Source organism: Bradyrhizobium sp. WSM471 (genome assembly GCF_000244915.1).
Classification (GTDB): Bacteria; Pseudomonadota; Alphaproteobacteria; order Rhizobiales; family Xanthobacteraceae; genus Bradyrhizobium.
Genome location: NZ_CM001442.1, coordinates 6,719,267 through 6,734,900, shown reverse-complemented (window position 1 = coordinate 6,734,900; position 15,634 = coordinate 6,719,267). Strand labels below are relative to the sequence as shown.

General features: G+C 58.0%; 13 protein-coding genes and 1 pseudogene. 8 read left to right on the top strand and 6 right to left on the bottom strand.

The window, feature by feature from the left end; all coding sequences use genetic code 11:
• The first annotated feature begins 78 nt into the window (after positions 1–78).
• Positions 79–1,362 (top strand): DUF5677 domain-containing protein, encoded by a 1,284-nt coding sequence (locus BRA471DRAFT_RS30715; RefSeq protein ID WP_007614431.1) that lies wholly within the window; start codon positions 79–81, stop codon positions 1,360–1,362.
• Here the strand turns inward: BRA471DRAFT_RS30715 and BRA471DRAFT_RS30710 are convergent.
• Positions 1,359–2,675 (bottom strand): hypothetical protein, encoded by a 1,317-nt coding sequence (locus tag BRA471DRAFT_RS30710; protein ID WP_007614430.1) that lies wholly within the window; start codon positions 2,673–2,675, stop codon positions 1,359–1,361. The genes BRA471DRAFT_RS30715 and BRA471DRAFT_RS30710 overlap by 4 nt on opposite strands.
• 198 nt (positions 2,676–2,873) lie before the next feature.
• Here BRA471DRAFT_RS30710 and BRA471DRAFT_RS30705 point away from each other — a divergent pair, with 198 nt between their 5' ends.
• Complete coding sequence (locus BRA471DRAFT_RS30705; protein ID WP_035974417.1) at positions 2,874–4,019, top strand: hypothetical protein; 1,146 nt, start codon at positions 2,874–2,876, stop codon at positions 4,017–4,019.
• A 351-nt stretch (positions 4,020–4,370) separates the two neighbouring features.
• Here BRA471DRAFT_RS30705 and BRA471DRAFT_RS30700 read toward each other — a convergent pair whose 3' ends face one another.
• A complete protein-coding gene (locus tag BRA471DRAFT_RS30700; protein WP_007614428.1) occupies positions 4,371–5,096 on the bottom strand; it encodes an SOS response-associated peptidase in 726 nt (241 codons plus the stop codon).
• A gap of 3 nt (positions 5,097–5,099) precedes the next feature.
• Positions 5,100–5,519, bottom strand: coding sequence for a hypothetical protein (locus tag BRA471DRAFT_RS30695; protein ID WP_050992673.1), 420 nt, complete (start codon positions 5,517–5,519; stop codon positions 5,100–5,102).
• A gap of 460 nt (positions 5,520–5,979) precedes the next feature.
• Between BRA471DRAFT_RS30695 and BRA471DRAFT_RS40455 the strand changes: the two genes are divergently transcribed.
• The 3 genes from BRA471DRAFT_RS40455 (at position 5,980) to BRA471DRAFT_RS30690 (ending at position 7,204) form a co-directional block, all read left to right on the top strand.
• A complete protein-coding gene (locus BRA471DRAFT_RS40455; protein ID WP_369126686.1) occupies positions 5,980–6,420 on the top strand; it encodes a hypothetical protein in 441 nt (146 codons plus the stop codon).
• 87 nt (positions 6,421–6,507) lie between these two features.
• Positions 6,508–6,702, top strand: coding sequence for a hypothetical protein (locus BRA471DRAFT_RS37225; RefSeq protein ID WP_007614425.1), 195 nt, complete (start codon positions 6,508–6,510; stop codon positions 6,700–6,702).
• A 16-nt stretch (positions 6,703–6,718) separates the two neighbouring features.
• Complete coding sequence (locus BRA471DRAFT_RS30690; RefSeq protein ID WP_007614424.1) at positions 6,719–7,204, top strand: hypothetical protein; 486 nt, start codon at positions 6,719–6,721, stop codon at positions 7,202–7,204.
• Between the two features lie 284 nt (positions 7,205–7,488).
• Here the strand turns inward: BRA471DRAFT_RS30690 and BRA471DRAFT_RS30685 are convergent.
• Together BRA471DRAFT_RS30685 and BRA471DRAFT_RS30680 are read right to left on the bottom strand one after the other, a co-directional pair.
• Positions 7,489–9,045 (bottom strand): annotated as a pseudogene (locus BRA471DRAFT_RS30685) (ISL3 family transposase).
• 430 nt (positions 9,046–9,475) lie between these two features.
• Complete coding sequence (locus BRA471DRAFT_RS30680; RefSeq protein ID WP_007614422.1) at positions 9,476–10,162, bottom strand: HAD family hydrolase; 687 nt, start codon at positions 10,160–10,162, stop codon at positions 9,476–9,478.
• A 1,626-nt stretch (positions 10,163–11,788) separates the two neighbouring features.
• On the opposite strand from BRA471DRAFT_RS30680, the gene BRA471DRAFT_RS38555 reads away from it, so the two are divergent.
• Positions 11,789–11,950, top strand: coding sequence for a hypothetical protein (locus BRA471DRAFT_RS38555; protein WP_157158605.1), 162 nt, complete (start codon positions 11,789–11,791; stop codon positions 11,948–11,950).
• 1,156 nt (positions 11,951–13,106) lie between these two features.
• Here the strand turns inward: BRA471DRAFT_RS38555 and BRA471DRAFT_RS30670 are convergent.
• Positions 13,107–14,390, bottom strand: a complete 1,284-nt coding sequence (locus BRA471DRAFT_RS30670) for an FAD-binding oxidoreductase (RefSeq protein ID WP_007614421.1) — start codon at positions 14,388–14,390, stop codon at positions 13,107–13,109.
• Positions 14,391–14,747: 357 nt separating this feature from the next.
• Here BRA471DRAFT_RS30670 and ybgC point away from each other — a divergent pair, with 357 nt between their 5' ends.
• Positions 14,748–15,191, top strand: a complete 444-nt coding sequence (gene ybgC, locus BRA471DRAFT_RS30665; protein WP_007596415.1) for a tol-pal system-associated acyl-CoA thioesterase — start codon at positions 14,748–14,750, stop codon at positions 15,189–15,191.
• A gap of 125 nt (positions 15,192–15,316) precedes the next feature.
• On the top strand, positions 15,317–15,598 hold the full coding sequence (locus tag BRA471DRAFT_RS30660) for a hypothetical protein (RefSeq protein ID WP_007614419.1): 282 nt from the start codon (positions 15,317–15,319) through the stop codon (positions 15,596–15,598).
• The last annotated feature ends 36 nt before the right edge of the window (positions 15,599–15,634 follow it).

Here is a 15,634-nt window from a genome sequence, read left to right as displayed (position 1 = left end):
TGCGCGCGCCCTCGTCTATTGACCGCTGGGCGGAGAGGGTCGGGCGCCAGTACGATAGCCGACTAGGAGCTGCAGGCAATGAAATCGCTACAGCAAACCGTCGACGATATCTTGGAGCGGCAGTGGCCGCTCAAGATTTGTACGGAACTGCTTGACGAAAAACTCCGTGACCAAGGCTTAAAGCTCTCGAAGTCCAAACTGACCAAGCTTGCGGAGCGCGTATTGGATGAGAGGACATCATCGGTCGATCTCGATATCGATGAACCGGCGCTAGCCGGCATTCGGATTGAGTTCACGAAGGAAGACGGACGAAAGGCGGAAGAGAGAATGGAGCAGCTATCGAACTCGCTGCCCGGCTTCCTTCAGGAGATGACCGTTGTTGGAACGGAACTCGTTCTGAAAAGCATGAGGCGCCGCTGGCCGAAGGAGTCACGTGCGCAAAAGCGCGAGATAGAGCAATTTCGCCGAAACCTCCAGCTGCGCTGGGGACCAGGCTTAGAACGCCTGAAGATGCTTTGCACTATTTCCCGCGAGCTAGGCAGCGGTATCAACACTGCGCTTCGCGCCGCCGGTGGCGGGGATCGTCCGCTGACGTTTGACCTCCTCATCCGGCTCCATGCGCGCGCTTGTCAGATCACAGAAGAGGTGGTTTGCCTCCTCAGCGGCGGATTTGCCGACGGTGGCATGGCACGGTGGCGTACCATGCATGAGATCGCCGCCACGGTCTCCCTGCTCGAAACACATGGCGAGAGCCTGGCTGAACGCTATCGCATGCATGAGGTGGTTGAAGCCAGAAAAGCCGCTCAGCAATACAAGCGCTTCGAGACCCAGCTTCATGTTCAGCCGATGGACGACGAAACGATCGACAGTCTCGACAAAGACTATAGGCAAGCAATCGACAGGTTCGGCAAAGCGTTTGGTAACAGCTATGGCTGGGCGGCCGAAGCCCTCGGCAAGGAAAATCCCACGATCGCTGACATTCAGGCATCAGCGAGTATTCATCATCTCTCCCCTTATTACCGTCTCGCGAGCCACAACGTACATGCCAATCCAAAAGGGATATTCCACAGGATGGGGCTCTTGGAGGGGGCCACGACGCTGCTCGCCGGACCAAGCAACGCGGGCCTGGCCGATCCCGCGCATTCGACCGCCATATCGCTCTTGCTGATCTCGGCAGTACTGTTGAAATTGCATCCCACGCTGGACAATACGGTTGCGGTGCGGGCGATGAACGAAATCATGGACGAGATTGGAATACTGTTTCAGGCAGCGCACGAAAAACTCGAGCGGGACGATGAAGCGTGCCGTGGTTCCGGGCAGAACGACCCTGATCTTGCGGAGGGGAAAGAAAGATCAATCTAACTCGTCTGAGGCGGAAAGACCGCGTGGTGATATCCGCCAAGGTGTGAGATGTAACATCCCTTAAAGCCAATTGCGCTAAAGATCAGCCGGGTGACGATTTCGCGAACGACGCAATAATGTCCCCAAAGCTCCGGTCGCTTCTCTCCTTCTACATAGTAACGCCCCTCGTGAATAATTTCGTTTCGGGCGTTGAATGCGCTGCGGATCATCGATTTTGTGATGCCATCCATCGGCACTGACCAGCGTTCCAGTAGAATATCGAGCTTACGGCGCAGGGAGCGACGCTGAAGTTCAGCGAGCTTTACCGTCAGTTCGTCGGCAAGCGCAGGATCAATGGTTTGGAACTCGTTCTTCTCTGCGAACTCCTTGATCGCCGCCGTGAGTACGGATTTCAGCTTTGCGAAGAGCGCATCGTCAAGCAACTGCCTGATGTCCCGCGTGTTCGAGCTAACGAGATTCTCCAGCGCTGTCATTGCATTGACAAGACGTACTTCGTTATACGTTGCCTCCATGGCAATCCATTCCAGCGCCATCCAGAGATTCTTCGCGTCGAACGGCGGCGAAAAGAAAGAGGTGACCGCCGCCGAGAAGATGTCGTCGCGGCCAACCATCGGAAAGGATGGGATCAACGGCGTACGATGGGACGTATGGGGCTGAACGGTAATTTCCGCATCCCCGTCCAAGAAGAACGTCAAGGAGGGATCGGCGAGATTGGCACCAGCGGCAAACGACATCACCCGGCGGACGTGATCGAGCAAGCGCTTGGCGTTGGCGCGCCATTGGGCGAGATCTGCTGGCTGTTCATGTGCCCGAAGCTGGATATAGCCCGTAACATTTTGCAGATCGGTCTCGCGGACATCACCGCCTGCCGTGAGTTCGCCTAACGCGCACGTCGCGGTGACCTGCGGGAAACATTGAAATGCCTGTAAGCTGAGAAGGTACACCGGTGTCGGCGAAGGGCTTGTGGCTTTACGTCTGAGCGTCGCAATCTTGCAGACCGCATCAAACACGAAGTACGAGCCACGTTTGGAGTCCGAATGGGGCCCGACCGAGTTGAAGTACAGGCGCTCGGTATTGAGACTGACATTATCCCCGGCCTGTCCGGAAAGGCAAAAATAGGTGATCAGGTCACCTTCGCGGTGCCACTCCGTGAGGATAAACCGGGTCTCCTCGGTGAGTGGCAATTCCTGTAGTTTGATGAGGAGTTCGCCGCGCCGGTCGACATGGGCCTGAAAGTTCACGTCAACGCTGTCCTGGCCTAGACGAAGGGCCCCCTTGAATTGGAAGGGCTCAATTGGTCTGGTCTCGCTCATCGATGGCCTCGAGAGTTATTCTTCAACGGAAGATCGGTGGCCTAGCAAAGACAGCTTGGTTCCCCCATTCCGACCGAATTCAGCCGAAATGGTGAGCCTGGCAGTATAATTGCACTTTCGCTGATTCTCCCGGCCGTGAACGTGCGATTTCGGCCTGCTGGGTGTGTCAGCACTACGCGCTGCTCGGCTTGCAACAAAATGAATTTGCTCATCAAACCAAGATTTGTGGCGCTTGATTCATCCCATCTCGGCGATATCGCCCGTGATCACGCATCGATAGACAGCGATCGGAGGCGTGCTGCACGGGATTTTCAACGCGCGTTCGATGCCGGCAACAACGTCCTGCTTCTATGCTGGCACCATATTCAAGAGCTGCTTTCGCATCAGGATGAACGCGTCATCGTAGAGCGCATCGCTTACCTCAAATCGCTCCCGTTCGTCGCTTCCATTCGATCCGCGCGCGAAGATGATATCATTGGAGGTATTATCGATGTGCTGTCCATCGAGGTCCGTGCCGCTTTCAGCACGCCCGCTATGGATGCCGCGGAGATCCGCAGAGCCGTGGCGCCTGGTCTTTTGCGTGTAGGGCGCGGCGTCGAAATCATTCGCGCCTTCCTAGAGGTCTGGCCGTTGCTTAAATCCGAACTGACCCAGCGACAGGAGCGGGACAGAGAAATCGTTGCGATCTCCCGTTCCGGCTTCGCGGAGGTTTCCCACCTCAAGGTTGTCGATCTCCTGCGGGGGAAGCTCCGCCCACCGGAAGAGATTCTGCAGCGCTTGGGAGGCATGCACGATGCGTTGAGCCAAGACATCAAGACGCGTGGCGACCGACGCCTCTCCAATGCTGAAGGCGTCTCGGCGACTTTTCTGGAAGCGGTGCGCCGGTTTGGTATGGACACCCTGTCGCACAAAAATCCGGGGCTACAAATCCTCGAAGCGAACGGCATCGACGTCTCTGACATTGATGAGAACACAACGGTCGGTGATGTCGGGACTCTCGCGGTGTTTCGCGCAAAACTGCGGGTGATCAACCAAATAACGCGACTGCCGTGGGGCGAGCTTAAAGCGACTGTCCCAGCACGACGACTGCCATCGCAAATCATCCAGTCCAGCGTCGATCGATTCAGGCCGGACGGGAAGGAGTGGAAGGGCAGCGATTTGAACGATACTCACCTGAGTTGCTTAGCGGCCTACGCGGATGTGACATACGTTGATAAGCGAACGCACGAGGCCTTCCGCATGGCAAGGGATAAAATCCCCGGATTCACTGCACTGGTCCACCGGGTCGAGAAGGCCGGCCACTACTCGAAAATTCGGGAGCAGCTAATCGAGCCTGAGATTTGATTTCTTGACAGAGCGGGCGGCATGAACGGCAACTTCCGCGACGTTCTGACCGATCTCAGCAAGATCAATTCATTAATCGAAAAGGTTTGCGAGAATATCTAGTGTACTGCCGCAGCCGTCGAGGAACAAAGCGCCGTTGTCGGTGTGATGTCTTCGAGCATGCGACCGACTTGAACGCGATACCACCGGCGGGCACGGGGCACACGATGTCCCGCGACACAACCGTGGCGGAACTCCTCTCAAAGGGAAGAGGCGAAATTTGGAGACTGGCGAAGGTTTCAACGGTGAGCGGCTAAAAACGCATCCATTTCGACAAGCACCGGCGCCTTCACTTGATTGTCGTCTCGTCCGTCACGGCGCGGGTCCGGTCGGATCTTCCTTGGCGCCGCGAGCGACGATCTGGAGTGACCCATCGGGAAGCGGCCGCTGCAGCTTCAACGCCTCGTGCACGGGGACAGTCATCCAGGTTTCGACCTCTTCGGGCGTCGGCAGGATTACCGGCATCGCCTCTGGGTGGATGGCGCCAACTTCAGCGTTGGGCTCCGTCGTGAGGAATGCGTAGAGGTCGTTGGTGGTCTCGCCCTCTTTGACCTTCCGGACTGATGTCCAGTTGGTCCAGATGCCGGCGAAGCAGGCGAGCGGACGGGTCTCATCGAGCGCGAACCAGATATCGCCGCCCTCGGCCTTGTTGAACTCGCTGAAGGAGTTGAACGGCACCACGCAGCGATTTTCGGTCCCCAGCCATCGCGTCCAGTGCTTGCTCTTCACGTTACGGATGTTTGTCGTGCCGCCGTCCGGCTCCATTCTGAGCAATTCCTTGAAATCCACTGCCTTGCCTTTGGCCTGCAGCTTTTCGGCTCGTTTCTTGGTGGCGTCCATCAGCGCTTTTGACGACGATGGCATTCCCCATCGCGCAGTAGCGAGTTCGCGGCCCTCGGCTCCGTTGCGCACGATCGGCGCCTTGTAGTCGGGAAACACGCCGGGCATCGGCGCCAGATTGCCAACGTATCGGTTCACGACGCGGAACAGCGCGCTGATGGCGGCCTGGTTTGTCGTGATCGAGTAGAGATTGCACATCAGTCAGGCTTCGGTTCGAGGGTGGCGAGGCTGCCAAGCCAATTGTAACAGAGTCGCGGATGGACGCCGGCCCACCTTGGCGCATTTGCGGCAGCGCAGCCGGCTGGCGAGATCATGCACGAAGGTGGTTGGCGGGTGCTTCATCGCCGCAAGGTCGACGTCGCTCGGCGTCTTACAGCGCGCGCACCTGATCTCGAGCCAAGGGAAACCTCCATTTACAGCTTGGTCGATGGTGGGCGAAGGATCGATCGGTTCGCCGTCGCTCCACATGCGCTCGTTCCAGCTTTCGCAAAGCAGCCTGTCAGCTTGCTGAATCATGGCCTCGCCCTTGGCCCGCACCTCCGACGATTGAGCGGCCAGCATATTGGCCATCGCACACACCAACATGCTGCGATGCGCTTCTGTGCAGATGCCATACACCATCGCTCCATGGCATTTTCGATCAATCGAGCAAGCTTCATTTGAACTCCTGGGTCAGCGACAGCAAGGCCGTCATGGTCGTACAGAATCTTTGGGGTGTCCCAGCAATCCACGTGCCACCAAAGCCGCTTGCGAGCCTCGCTTGAAGAGGGCAAAACCATGTTCTTCGGCGCCAACGGCGGGATACTCGCGCCTCAGTGTCTGGTCCCCGACATTAACGTCTTCAGCCGGACACGGCTGAACACGACAAACGCGGGATGTTGAATGATGATGGAGGCCTCTCATGTTCAATCGCGAACATCTGCTGCACGACGAGCTTACGACCGAGTCGCTCGGCTGATGCAGGCAGCGTCGCTGCACATGACGGATATGCAAATGAATTCGTCACATTGTTGCGGCGCGGGGTGGCCACGTAGAAAGTCCGCTTGCTACCATCGGGGAAGCGTTCAAGTCCGACGCCGGTGTGAGGAGACTGATATTTGCTGTGTGCGCTTTCCAGTCAGTTGCGGGCGGTTGCACGCGGCGCCGCGTCGTCAAGATCACCGGCATCGCCTTGACTGGGTGTCGACACCCCGGCGTCCCCCCCGTTGTCAGGAAGGCACAGCCGCTCATCGAGAAGGTCTGGATGCACTGCGAGGACAAAGGTTCGCGGGGCCGGACGGTTAAACTGAGGGGCAGGTTCAACGATCTCGAGATCATCACGCGGAGCAGGACCGGACGCGTCCCGATTTCGAGCCGCTGCGAGCTCGAAACTTGTCGCTCGTCTTCCTTCAAACGAGATACCCGCTCCAAAGCCGATCCGCCTTCTTGTCTTCACGCCAGGGCGAACCGTAGGCCGAGCTGCAGCTCGGCCTACCAATTTGAGTCCGCATCGATCAGAATCAAGACCGCGGTACATCAGTAGAGCGCGAGCCCTCGTGCGCAACGCGGCAGAGTTTACCTCAAATGCGGGAATCCCAAGGTCGAAAGACTTACGGTAGGATAGGCGTCCATGGTTGAACACCCCACGACCGCTCTATCGCAAGCGGTACTTGACGAGGTCTGCCAGACGCTTCCGCGCAAGGGGAGCGGCGCTGGTTTGGCCTCCGAGATCGTCGAAGCCGCAAAGACCGACGAAACAACGCCGAAGCTGCTGCGGCATATAGGGCGTAAAGCCCTGGCCCGAGCGTCGATCATGTGGCGTTGATCGGGCGAGGTGCGGAGTGAACTTCCAGGTCACAGTCTTGAAGATCCTGGTGAGTTACCCCCAAGGATTTGCCGTGATGGCGGACCTCAAGCGGGACATGGCAATCCTCGCGACCAGCGGCCCGGAATGGGCCGAGCGCACCAAACGGCTGGCCGCGCGCGTTCCCGGGCTGGACATTTTTTCGGACGGCCTCGTTGAGCGCCAAAACGGCGGTTGGAGAATCACGGTGAGAGGGCGAGTTGTGCTCGAGACCATGGAGGCGCGCCCAGGCCAAGACGAGCCGACGGAGAAGGTCCCAGTCGAAACGGCCGGGCCGGTGCCATCGGTGCCCAGCCCTCGGAACGAGCGAACCGCTGACGCGAGCGCTTCCAGCGTCGCCGCGAAGCCCGCGAACGCGCGCGAGCGCATGCATCTTGAGGAGCAGCCGCCGAGTTCTCCCAGCGGCTCAGAAAGTCAGGTCGTTGACTCGCCTGTGGCGCACACGAACAGGTCCCCTGGGTAGGGGGTGTGGGAGCGAATTGGACTATGTCCGCCAGCAGCGGCGAAGCGCATCTCCGTCCGGCAGCGCGACCCGCGCGTCAAACCGAACCGGTGCCTTTGGCGTACCGTGCGGCACGAGCGCTGGTGCTGTTACGGTTGCGGAGTTCCGGATGCCCAACTGGCCCCGTCAGCGTCCAACCATGACCCCGGCCTACTGCTGATTTCGTCCAGACCAGTACTGACTTGCGATGGAATAGCTGGGGTCAGCGTTCGGCTCTGACGCATATTCGATGATCGTGTTTGTTTTTATGGCGCGCCAATCAGCCTAGCCTGAAGGAGATCGAGCTTAGCGCGCCCGTACATTTGCCGTTTGACCCAGCTTGAGGTTGGTGATCTGAGCTTCCACTTGACCATTGGACCATGGTTGCGTGATAGCCGCGTGCACCGCGCCCATATCGTTGGCAATGCCATTCGCGAACGAGGCAATGAGGCTCCGCTTGGAGTCATCAATCCAAGGTTCGAGCTCCATCTCGGCCTTCTTTCGGATCATCGCGTGGAAGCGGCCAACGAGAGCTTGGGCATCGGCCAGCATAGGAACGTTTTGTTCGATGACCGCAAGCGTGACGGTCTCGGCTTTGGTTAGGTGGTCGCGCTTCGTCGTCATCAGCTGCGCTATCGTCCTGGCGGCGGGGACCTTCTGCAATTGTTGATGGCTGATAGTCTCGGCACGTCGCCGTCGCGTCGCCCATTCCGCCACGACGCGCAGCGATCCCTTGAAGCCTTGTCCCTTCAAGCGGCGCCAGAGCTCGGCACCGTTGCGACAGCCGACTGACCACTGCGCGTCCAGGAACGGCAGATGCCCGTCCAGGGTGCTTTGACGGGTGCGGAACATATCCGTACCGCCGCCGCGGCTAATTTGGCGAACCAGATTGCGACTATGTCCTGTGCGGCGGACGATCTCCTTGAGCGACACACCGTCGCTGACGAGAGCCGTAATTACGGCATGGCTGTCCTGCCGCCGCAAATAGCCCTGATAGCGCAGCTTTTCCGCACAGGTCAGCAATTCCGGGTTGATCGTCGTCGCTCCAATTGCGGTTCGGATTCTGTTCATGGAGCGGCGCACCGCATCAAGGAAGGCCGCGCTCGCATTTTCCATCAGATGCCAGCGGTCGGCGACTTGGATGGCGTTCGGCAGCGCCTTGGCTGCTGCCTCGCCGTATCCACCACCGCGATCTCGCGACACAATGTTGATCGCTGGGTGCTTCGATAGCCACGCCCGAACGGTCGCAGTTTCCCTGTCGGGCAGCAGGGTAACGATCCGCCGGCGCTCCAAATCGCACACGATCGTCCCGTATCGATGATTTCTCCGGAACGCCCAGTCATCGATGCCCACAACAAGCAATGGATCTGTCGGCATCGCCGTCCGCCGGCGGACCACCCGCAGCAAGGTATCGTTGCTGACGGGCAGCATGAGCCGCTTGGCGAAGCTTGCCGCCGGCCGGCCGCCGAGCGCCAACCCCAAGTATGGACGATGTATTCCAACCGTGCCGTCCGGCGCCGTCGAAGCGGGACGATGTCTTCTCCAAACCGCTCCGCGAAGATCCGCCGGCGGCAATGCGGCACCTCACATGTGAAGCGCCGCGTGAGCAATCGGAGGCGCACCGTTCTGCCCGCTGACGGCAAATCAGCCACGTGCCGGATGTATCAGCTATGGATTCGGCGCGACGCTGTCGCGCACAAAGGGCACTGGGCCTCCGCAGCCTCTGACCGAACAGCCAGAATAACCGAATCCTCTGAATCACTTACGCCATCAAAGACCAAACCACTCGGTACTAGCGATGAAATTCGAAAGCCTGTCCGCATGGCGCCGATTCTCCGTTGAAGAACCACAGTCGCCGGCGAACTTCATCAGAAATGAGTCAGAGCCAGCGTTCGACGCACGGGGTGAAGTTGCTCTCCGATTCTACAATGTGACGCTTGCCAACACGCTCGACTATCTGGGATCGCTGAGGTCGTAAGAGCGGCAATGTGTGGGTGAGAGATGGGTTATTGTTCGATCTGGCATCGTCAAGCCTCGAGCAGTCCACCGGTGACGACTACAGGCGCCTGGAATGCCGAGAGTGCGGCAGGTACCCGATTACGGGTTCGGTATTGCAGATGTTGGACTCGCGACTGAGTTGAGCCATGCGACGCGTGCGATGTCGAAGGCGGAGTTCGAATCGCCGAGATAAACTCGTTCAACATGGACGATATGATCAAGGTTTTACAGACGCTGTGCGGTGATCTTCGCCGATCATGATTTGTGCATTCCAAAAAAACCGTAGCTTCGTAAGATTGGCAACAGCTCATGAAGGTTGTTAATCGTGTAGTCTGGATGCGCCGCTTGCAGGCGCGCCTCGGAAACAAATCCCCCGGTAATGGCTATACTTATCAGTCCGAGATTCCGTGCAATATCCGTTTCGATCGGCATATCGCCGATGATGAAAGTTGACGCTGGTTTCAAGTTGTTCTTCTGCATGTATAGACGAAGTCGCTCTCCTTTGCTTGTCGATTTGTATTGCGTGTCGCGGCTTTCGAACGCGAGCACATCGTCGATGCAGTCATTGATTCCAAGTCTTCTCAATTGGTAGCGCAGAGGGTCGGCTATATGGTTGCTCACGATGATGGACGAAGCCCCTTCTCGGCGCGCCAACTCCAAGACTCTGCGCGCGCCCTCGCGTAGATCGGCTCTGCCCGCAAGAGCCTCATAGGCGTCGTGAAACATTGCACTCCCATCGCGATCCACCGTCGCAAGCTCGTCTCGCGATAGTCCGAGGCTGCGATAAAGAAGAGACAGCGGAACGTCGCAATGTTCCCGAAGCGTCTTCATGTCGATCGTTGTACGACCAAAGCGATCTAGAATTGCATTGGTGGTTTCGAGCAGTGCGTATGCATCATCGAGCAACGTTCCATTCCAATCGAAGACGAGAACCGGTTTCATGATCTGACCTTAAGCATAGATTCCGTGCGGGTGCCACCGTCGTTCGCCACGTATAGTAGCACCGAACTACTACGGCATGGGCATCGACACCCTAGATGAGTTGAAATGCTGGCGAGAATGGAGATGATTGACGCCCGCGATCAATCGAGCAAGTTTCATTTGGACTCCTGGGCCGGCGACTGCGAGGCCGTCATGATCGTACGGGCTCTTTTCGGTGTCCCAGCAATCCACGTGCCACCAAAGCCATTTGCGAGCCCCGCTTGAAGAGGGCAAAACCATGTTCTTCGGCTCAGGCGACGGAATACTCGCGCGTTAATGTCTGGTCTCCGACATTAACGTCTTCAGCCGGATACGGCTGAACACGACAACGCGAAATGTTGAGTATGAAGGAGGCGCCATTCGCAAGTGTTCGCGGGCGGCGCTCCATGGAGACGGGGCCTTTGCGCTGAAGACGCTCCGGTTGGCATGGGGAAGTCGGGCTTCGGCAGGCGACTGCCTGAGCAACACGCGATTTGAGGACCGCGAAGCGATCTTTCGTGGCGAGCACTCGCGGTCCTTGGCAGACTCGAGCTTCGCTGAATGCGCCTCAGGTCCGCTCATCATCCGGCTTGGGGACGCGGCCCTTGCCATCGCACTTATGTCAACGGTTACATCCAACGCACGGGCAGGGCGAAGAGGCTAAAGCCCTCGCACAATTCCCGCCAGAATATCTGCCCGCTTAAGACATTTTCGACCGTAGCAGCGCAGAAGCTGCATCGCGTGTCGCGCACGTTACGTCATCTAAAAGCGCACGTTCCTGCGACCTACGGTGATCGCGAATCGCTTCGCAAGATTAAGTGGCCGACAGTTGACGAAAGCAACAGGGGCTCAGACAGAAGAAGTTGAGCTGCTGCAAGAACACGCAAGGCTTAGAAATATGATCTAACCTGGGCATCTCCCTGCCGGGTTAACTTTGTAACTGGCCGCCCGGCAGCGCTCCTGGCAGCCTTATTGTGTTCCGGCTTGTGGACCGTGGAGGATGGTGCGCGTCAAGACTTCGACCCGTTCGGCAATTTGGCGAATTCGCCTCGCCACGTCCTCGACTGCGGTCATGTCCACCGGCTGCGTGCAGGAAATTGAGCTCATCTTCGCGTTAAGGTCCCTCAGCTCAGCCTTGCAGCGATCTAACTCCGCGTTGAGCATCGTAACTTCATTCATCGCCGTTGCCCGTATTGCCGTTGCTTCCGAGAAGATGTTTGTTCGGAGCATGCACCTGATTGCAATCTTTGTCGCGCTCGCGTGGTTCCACATGGGTAGGGCATCTCGAAAGGCACAGAACGGCCAACCCAAACACAGACCGGGTCGTTCACGCGCACAGCTGCAAATGGAGTCCCCATACCCAATTTATATAAAGGAATGAATTTCAATGGCACGCGCATGCGTTCCTCTCAGCAAAGCCCGGGCGACCGGCCGCACTCGCAAGAATCCAAAACGATTTTCGGGCCGCAGAGAGCCAAACGGCTTGGGTCCGTTAGGCGAACCGCCGAAATGCTTAGGCAAACCGCACGAGCGCGAGGCGCGGCGAACGCTGTCTGATGACCTTCGATGGTTCAACCCGGAGCCACCGGACGCTAGTGGCAATGGCAAGTGGGCTGGTTGCGCGGCAAATCGGAGGCGAAGACGTTTGCGAAAGCTCTGAATCTTCTCAGAATGATGCTGAATTCCATTGGCGGCTCGCTGTCCGATGCATCGAAAGTAATGATGCCGGAAGTGGAAGATGCTGAAGACCCGGCCGCGAAATACTTCTAGCTCATTCTCAAGTACTCTCGCCTGAATGGGCATCTCCAAACAAGAGTGTAGAAGCCCGGCTGAACCGGACTTCCGCTGTTGTCGGTCGCTCACTTCGGATTGTGATCTGCCCATACGATCAGACGCCATCGAATGGTGCTTGTGCTGACGTATGCGCATCATTGCTTTGCGGAGGCAATGTGTGGCCTGCTGCAATTCCGATTTCGCGATGACAGCCCGTGCATCGGTAGAGAGCGGCAAAGGGAGCCGCGACTCCCGGCCCCTGATCCTGATCGAAACAGTCGCTGTTAGATTGCGGTAGGTAGTTGGCGTTCTTATAGGTAGCCATTCGACTTCTGTCACTAGAGTAAAGCCGGACTTGACCTCTCGGGGCTTACCGAATGTAATGCTGTTGCTGCTAACATCGGCGTTTGGCCCGCAGTCCGCAGCGTTGCGCGGGCAATCGGGGCCGCCAGTCGCAAGCTGGCGGTTCTCCCCGATTCGTTACGAGCAGTGGAACACGTTTCCCGGCGTGCAACCGCAAATAGCGGAACCTTATGCCGGCTATTCACAGCTTCCTGTGGACAACCTCATTATTCGGAAGAGATTTCGCCGCGCACCGCACGCGCTCGGCGCATGGATTAATTATGACACCCCAACAGAAAGCCGCGCTGGCATCTAGCACTACGATGCCGGGATAAAGCAGGGAGGCGAAGTTGCTCTGTCCATCATAAGGGAGTTTCCAGACGGGTTCAGCGAAACGAAATGACGCAGAACTCGCCTCACAGGCTGGCGCTTCCCTTTCGACCGCCGTGACGGCAACTCATGAGCGCTTCCAGTTTGGGGTGGGCCTTCGCGCTGGTGTCTCGCGATATCGAGAAACCCTTTTAAAGTGCGGCTTCGGTCACTGCCGGCTTTTGCGTTGAGCGCGTCTTCATCGAGCGATCCGTCGGGGAGATGATCCGCCTCCACGGTGCGGACTGGCATTCGGCGGAGAACCGACAGCTCGAGTCATGAACGTCACCCGTCGCAAGCTCGTCGTTTTCACCATCCGATTGTCTACCCGAGGTATGCTAAGTTCCATGACGGCGCCCTTGAACACATCATAACAACATCACGAGGACCGGCATGCTTCGAGCGAGGGCAGCTTGTGAAGCCAACCGGGTTGCTGGGGTGATCAGAACCAGGAATCCATCAGGTGAACAAGCTGGGAGCCCGCCGTATAAAACGCCTCCTGCGCTGCACGAAAGCGCTGGGCTTCAACGGCGGTGACCGGCAACGGCAGGTCGTTCTCCGCGATCTGCCCCAATACATACGAAGCCAAAACACTGCCAAACACAGTGCCTGGTGCGATTCCGCGGCCGTTATAGCCACTGAAACCGATGACTTTGCGGTCCAGCTTGTGAAGCCGGGGCAAGTTGTCGGAGGTCATTCCAATCATGCCAAACCAGCCGGTTTCAAACTGGACGCCCCGAAGTCCTGGAAAAAGCTTGTGCAACGATCTTTGGGCCCAAGCGCGGTGAATAGATCGCCCAATCCCCTCAAGCGCACCAACACTGCCAAACACGAGTCGCCCGGAGCGATCGAGACGAAACGAAGAGAGGACTTCTCGAGTGTCCCACACACCCTGCCGCTCAGGCAGGATCGACTTTCTCAGATCATCGGGCAGACATGGCGTGCCAAAGTTGAAATAGGGCAGTTGAATCTGTTCCTGCCGTACCTCAGACCAAAGTCCCTTGCTATAAGCATCCGTCGCGACGACCACCCAGTCGGCCTCTACAGATCCGCTTTCGGTGCCGACTCTCCAGCGGAAACCATTCTGTTGCGCCATGACGGCCTCACTATGCGTAAATATCCTGGCTCCCATCGCAAGCGCGGCCCGCGCTAACCCTCGCACATAAGCCAATGGCTGTATGGTGCCGGCGCGCTTATCGAGCAGCGCGCCGGTGTAGTCGCCACCGCCTACTTTGCTGCGTGTTGCCTCCGCATTTAGCACCAGGACGGGCGCTCCACGCTTCTGCCACTGTTCGGCACGGGCCTCAACCTCCTCCAAGCCCTTACGTCCGACCGCACAATGCAAGGTGCCGGCACGTTCGACTTCACATTCGATGTGGTGCTTTTCGATGAGCTCGAATACCGTCTGCGGTCCGCGGCCGAGCTGTTCAAGTAACCGTTCTCCAAAAGGCGCGCGGAGCGCGGCCGGAAGCGACTCAGGCATGAGCCACATGCCCGCATTCACGAGTCCGACGTTCCGCCCGGACCCGCCGAATCCTATTTCAGACGCCTCCAAAAGCGCAACACGCGCTCCACCTTCAGCTAGATGAAGGGCCGCCGACAGCCCGGTATATCCACCGCCAATCACGACGATATCCGCTGCAATTTCATCAGTAAGTGGAGCAGTTTGTGGCGCTGGTGGCGCAGTCAGCACCCACAGTCCGTGTGATCGTCGATTGTTTCGCATCCGCCAATCCTCTTACAAGTAGCTTCTTGATCGACCCGAGCTCCAGCAGCCATCGTGAATACCGCTAAGTTCTGGCGGACCTCTCTAGTATCCAAGCGGACCTCCCTAGTATCCAACACTGACGTGCCAGCGCCACACCGGCAGGCAAATCGCAGGCCAAAAGGGCAGTTCGTCATCACCCCGAAGATCAGGCCGAGCTACTAAGTTGTTGATCTGTTGAGGGCACGCGCAGCACCCACGCGGCGGTGCGCCGGAGCTCCGACTGCGCGAACAAAGCCAAAGCCCCTCGGCGCTTGCTCTGGAACGCGCCTTTGTGCGAGACAATGGGTCCCAAAAGGGCAGCAAGGGGACCACACCGTGAGAGCCTCTCTTGATGGCGAAATTCGCGACGGCCGCCATCATATGCAGATCCGGGTCTATTTCGAAGATACCGACTCCGGCCAGATTGTTTATCACGCAAATTTCTTGCGCTTCATGGAACGCGGCAGAACGAACTACTTGCGCCTGCTCGGAACGAATCAGCAAGCATTACTCAAAGAAGCCAAGAACGATGCGCCCGGTGTTGCCTTCGTTGTGCGCTCGATGACGATCGATTTTCTAAAACCGGCGGTCTTGGATGACATTCTTGACGTCGTCACAGTCCCGCAAGAGGTGAGGGGCGCGTCGATTGCCTTGCTGCAGGAATGCAGGCGTGGCGACGATCTCCTGGTCACAGCACGTGTACGGGTAGCGTTTATCTCAGCTGGAAAGGCGCAGCGCATCCCGAAGTCGCTGCGGCTCGCTATGGAAGGGCATAGATAAATCTGCCGCCTCATTCACGCGTTTGCCTTGCAGCGCTCCAACGAATTCAAGTCATCATGGCGGCGTAAGTTAAAGCAAATGGGCTGCGGCAAACCCGGGGTGGCTCAATTGCACAGTCCAGCCGAATGAATCAGAAGCCGGCGAAGAACGAAAATAAATCGGACTTCGTCGGCCGCTTTGGTCACAGCGACCACAGCGAAACCCACGTCAAGGATGACGGGCCGATTGGCGACTGGCGCGGCTATCCCGGCGGCGCTGCCGTGGCGAACTTGCGCGATCGCATTTCGCGGCTCTTCTCAAATGGCGGCGCCGTCTCCATTGCCCCATGCTCCATCTGGCTGACGGCAGCGAGGCGGATGGTTTCCGAGCTGCGCGCCAACGCTCGGTGCTCTTGCCACTCCGGATAAAAAATCATGGAAGAGGGCGGAACCGAGCGCGATCAT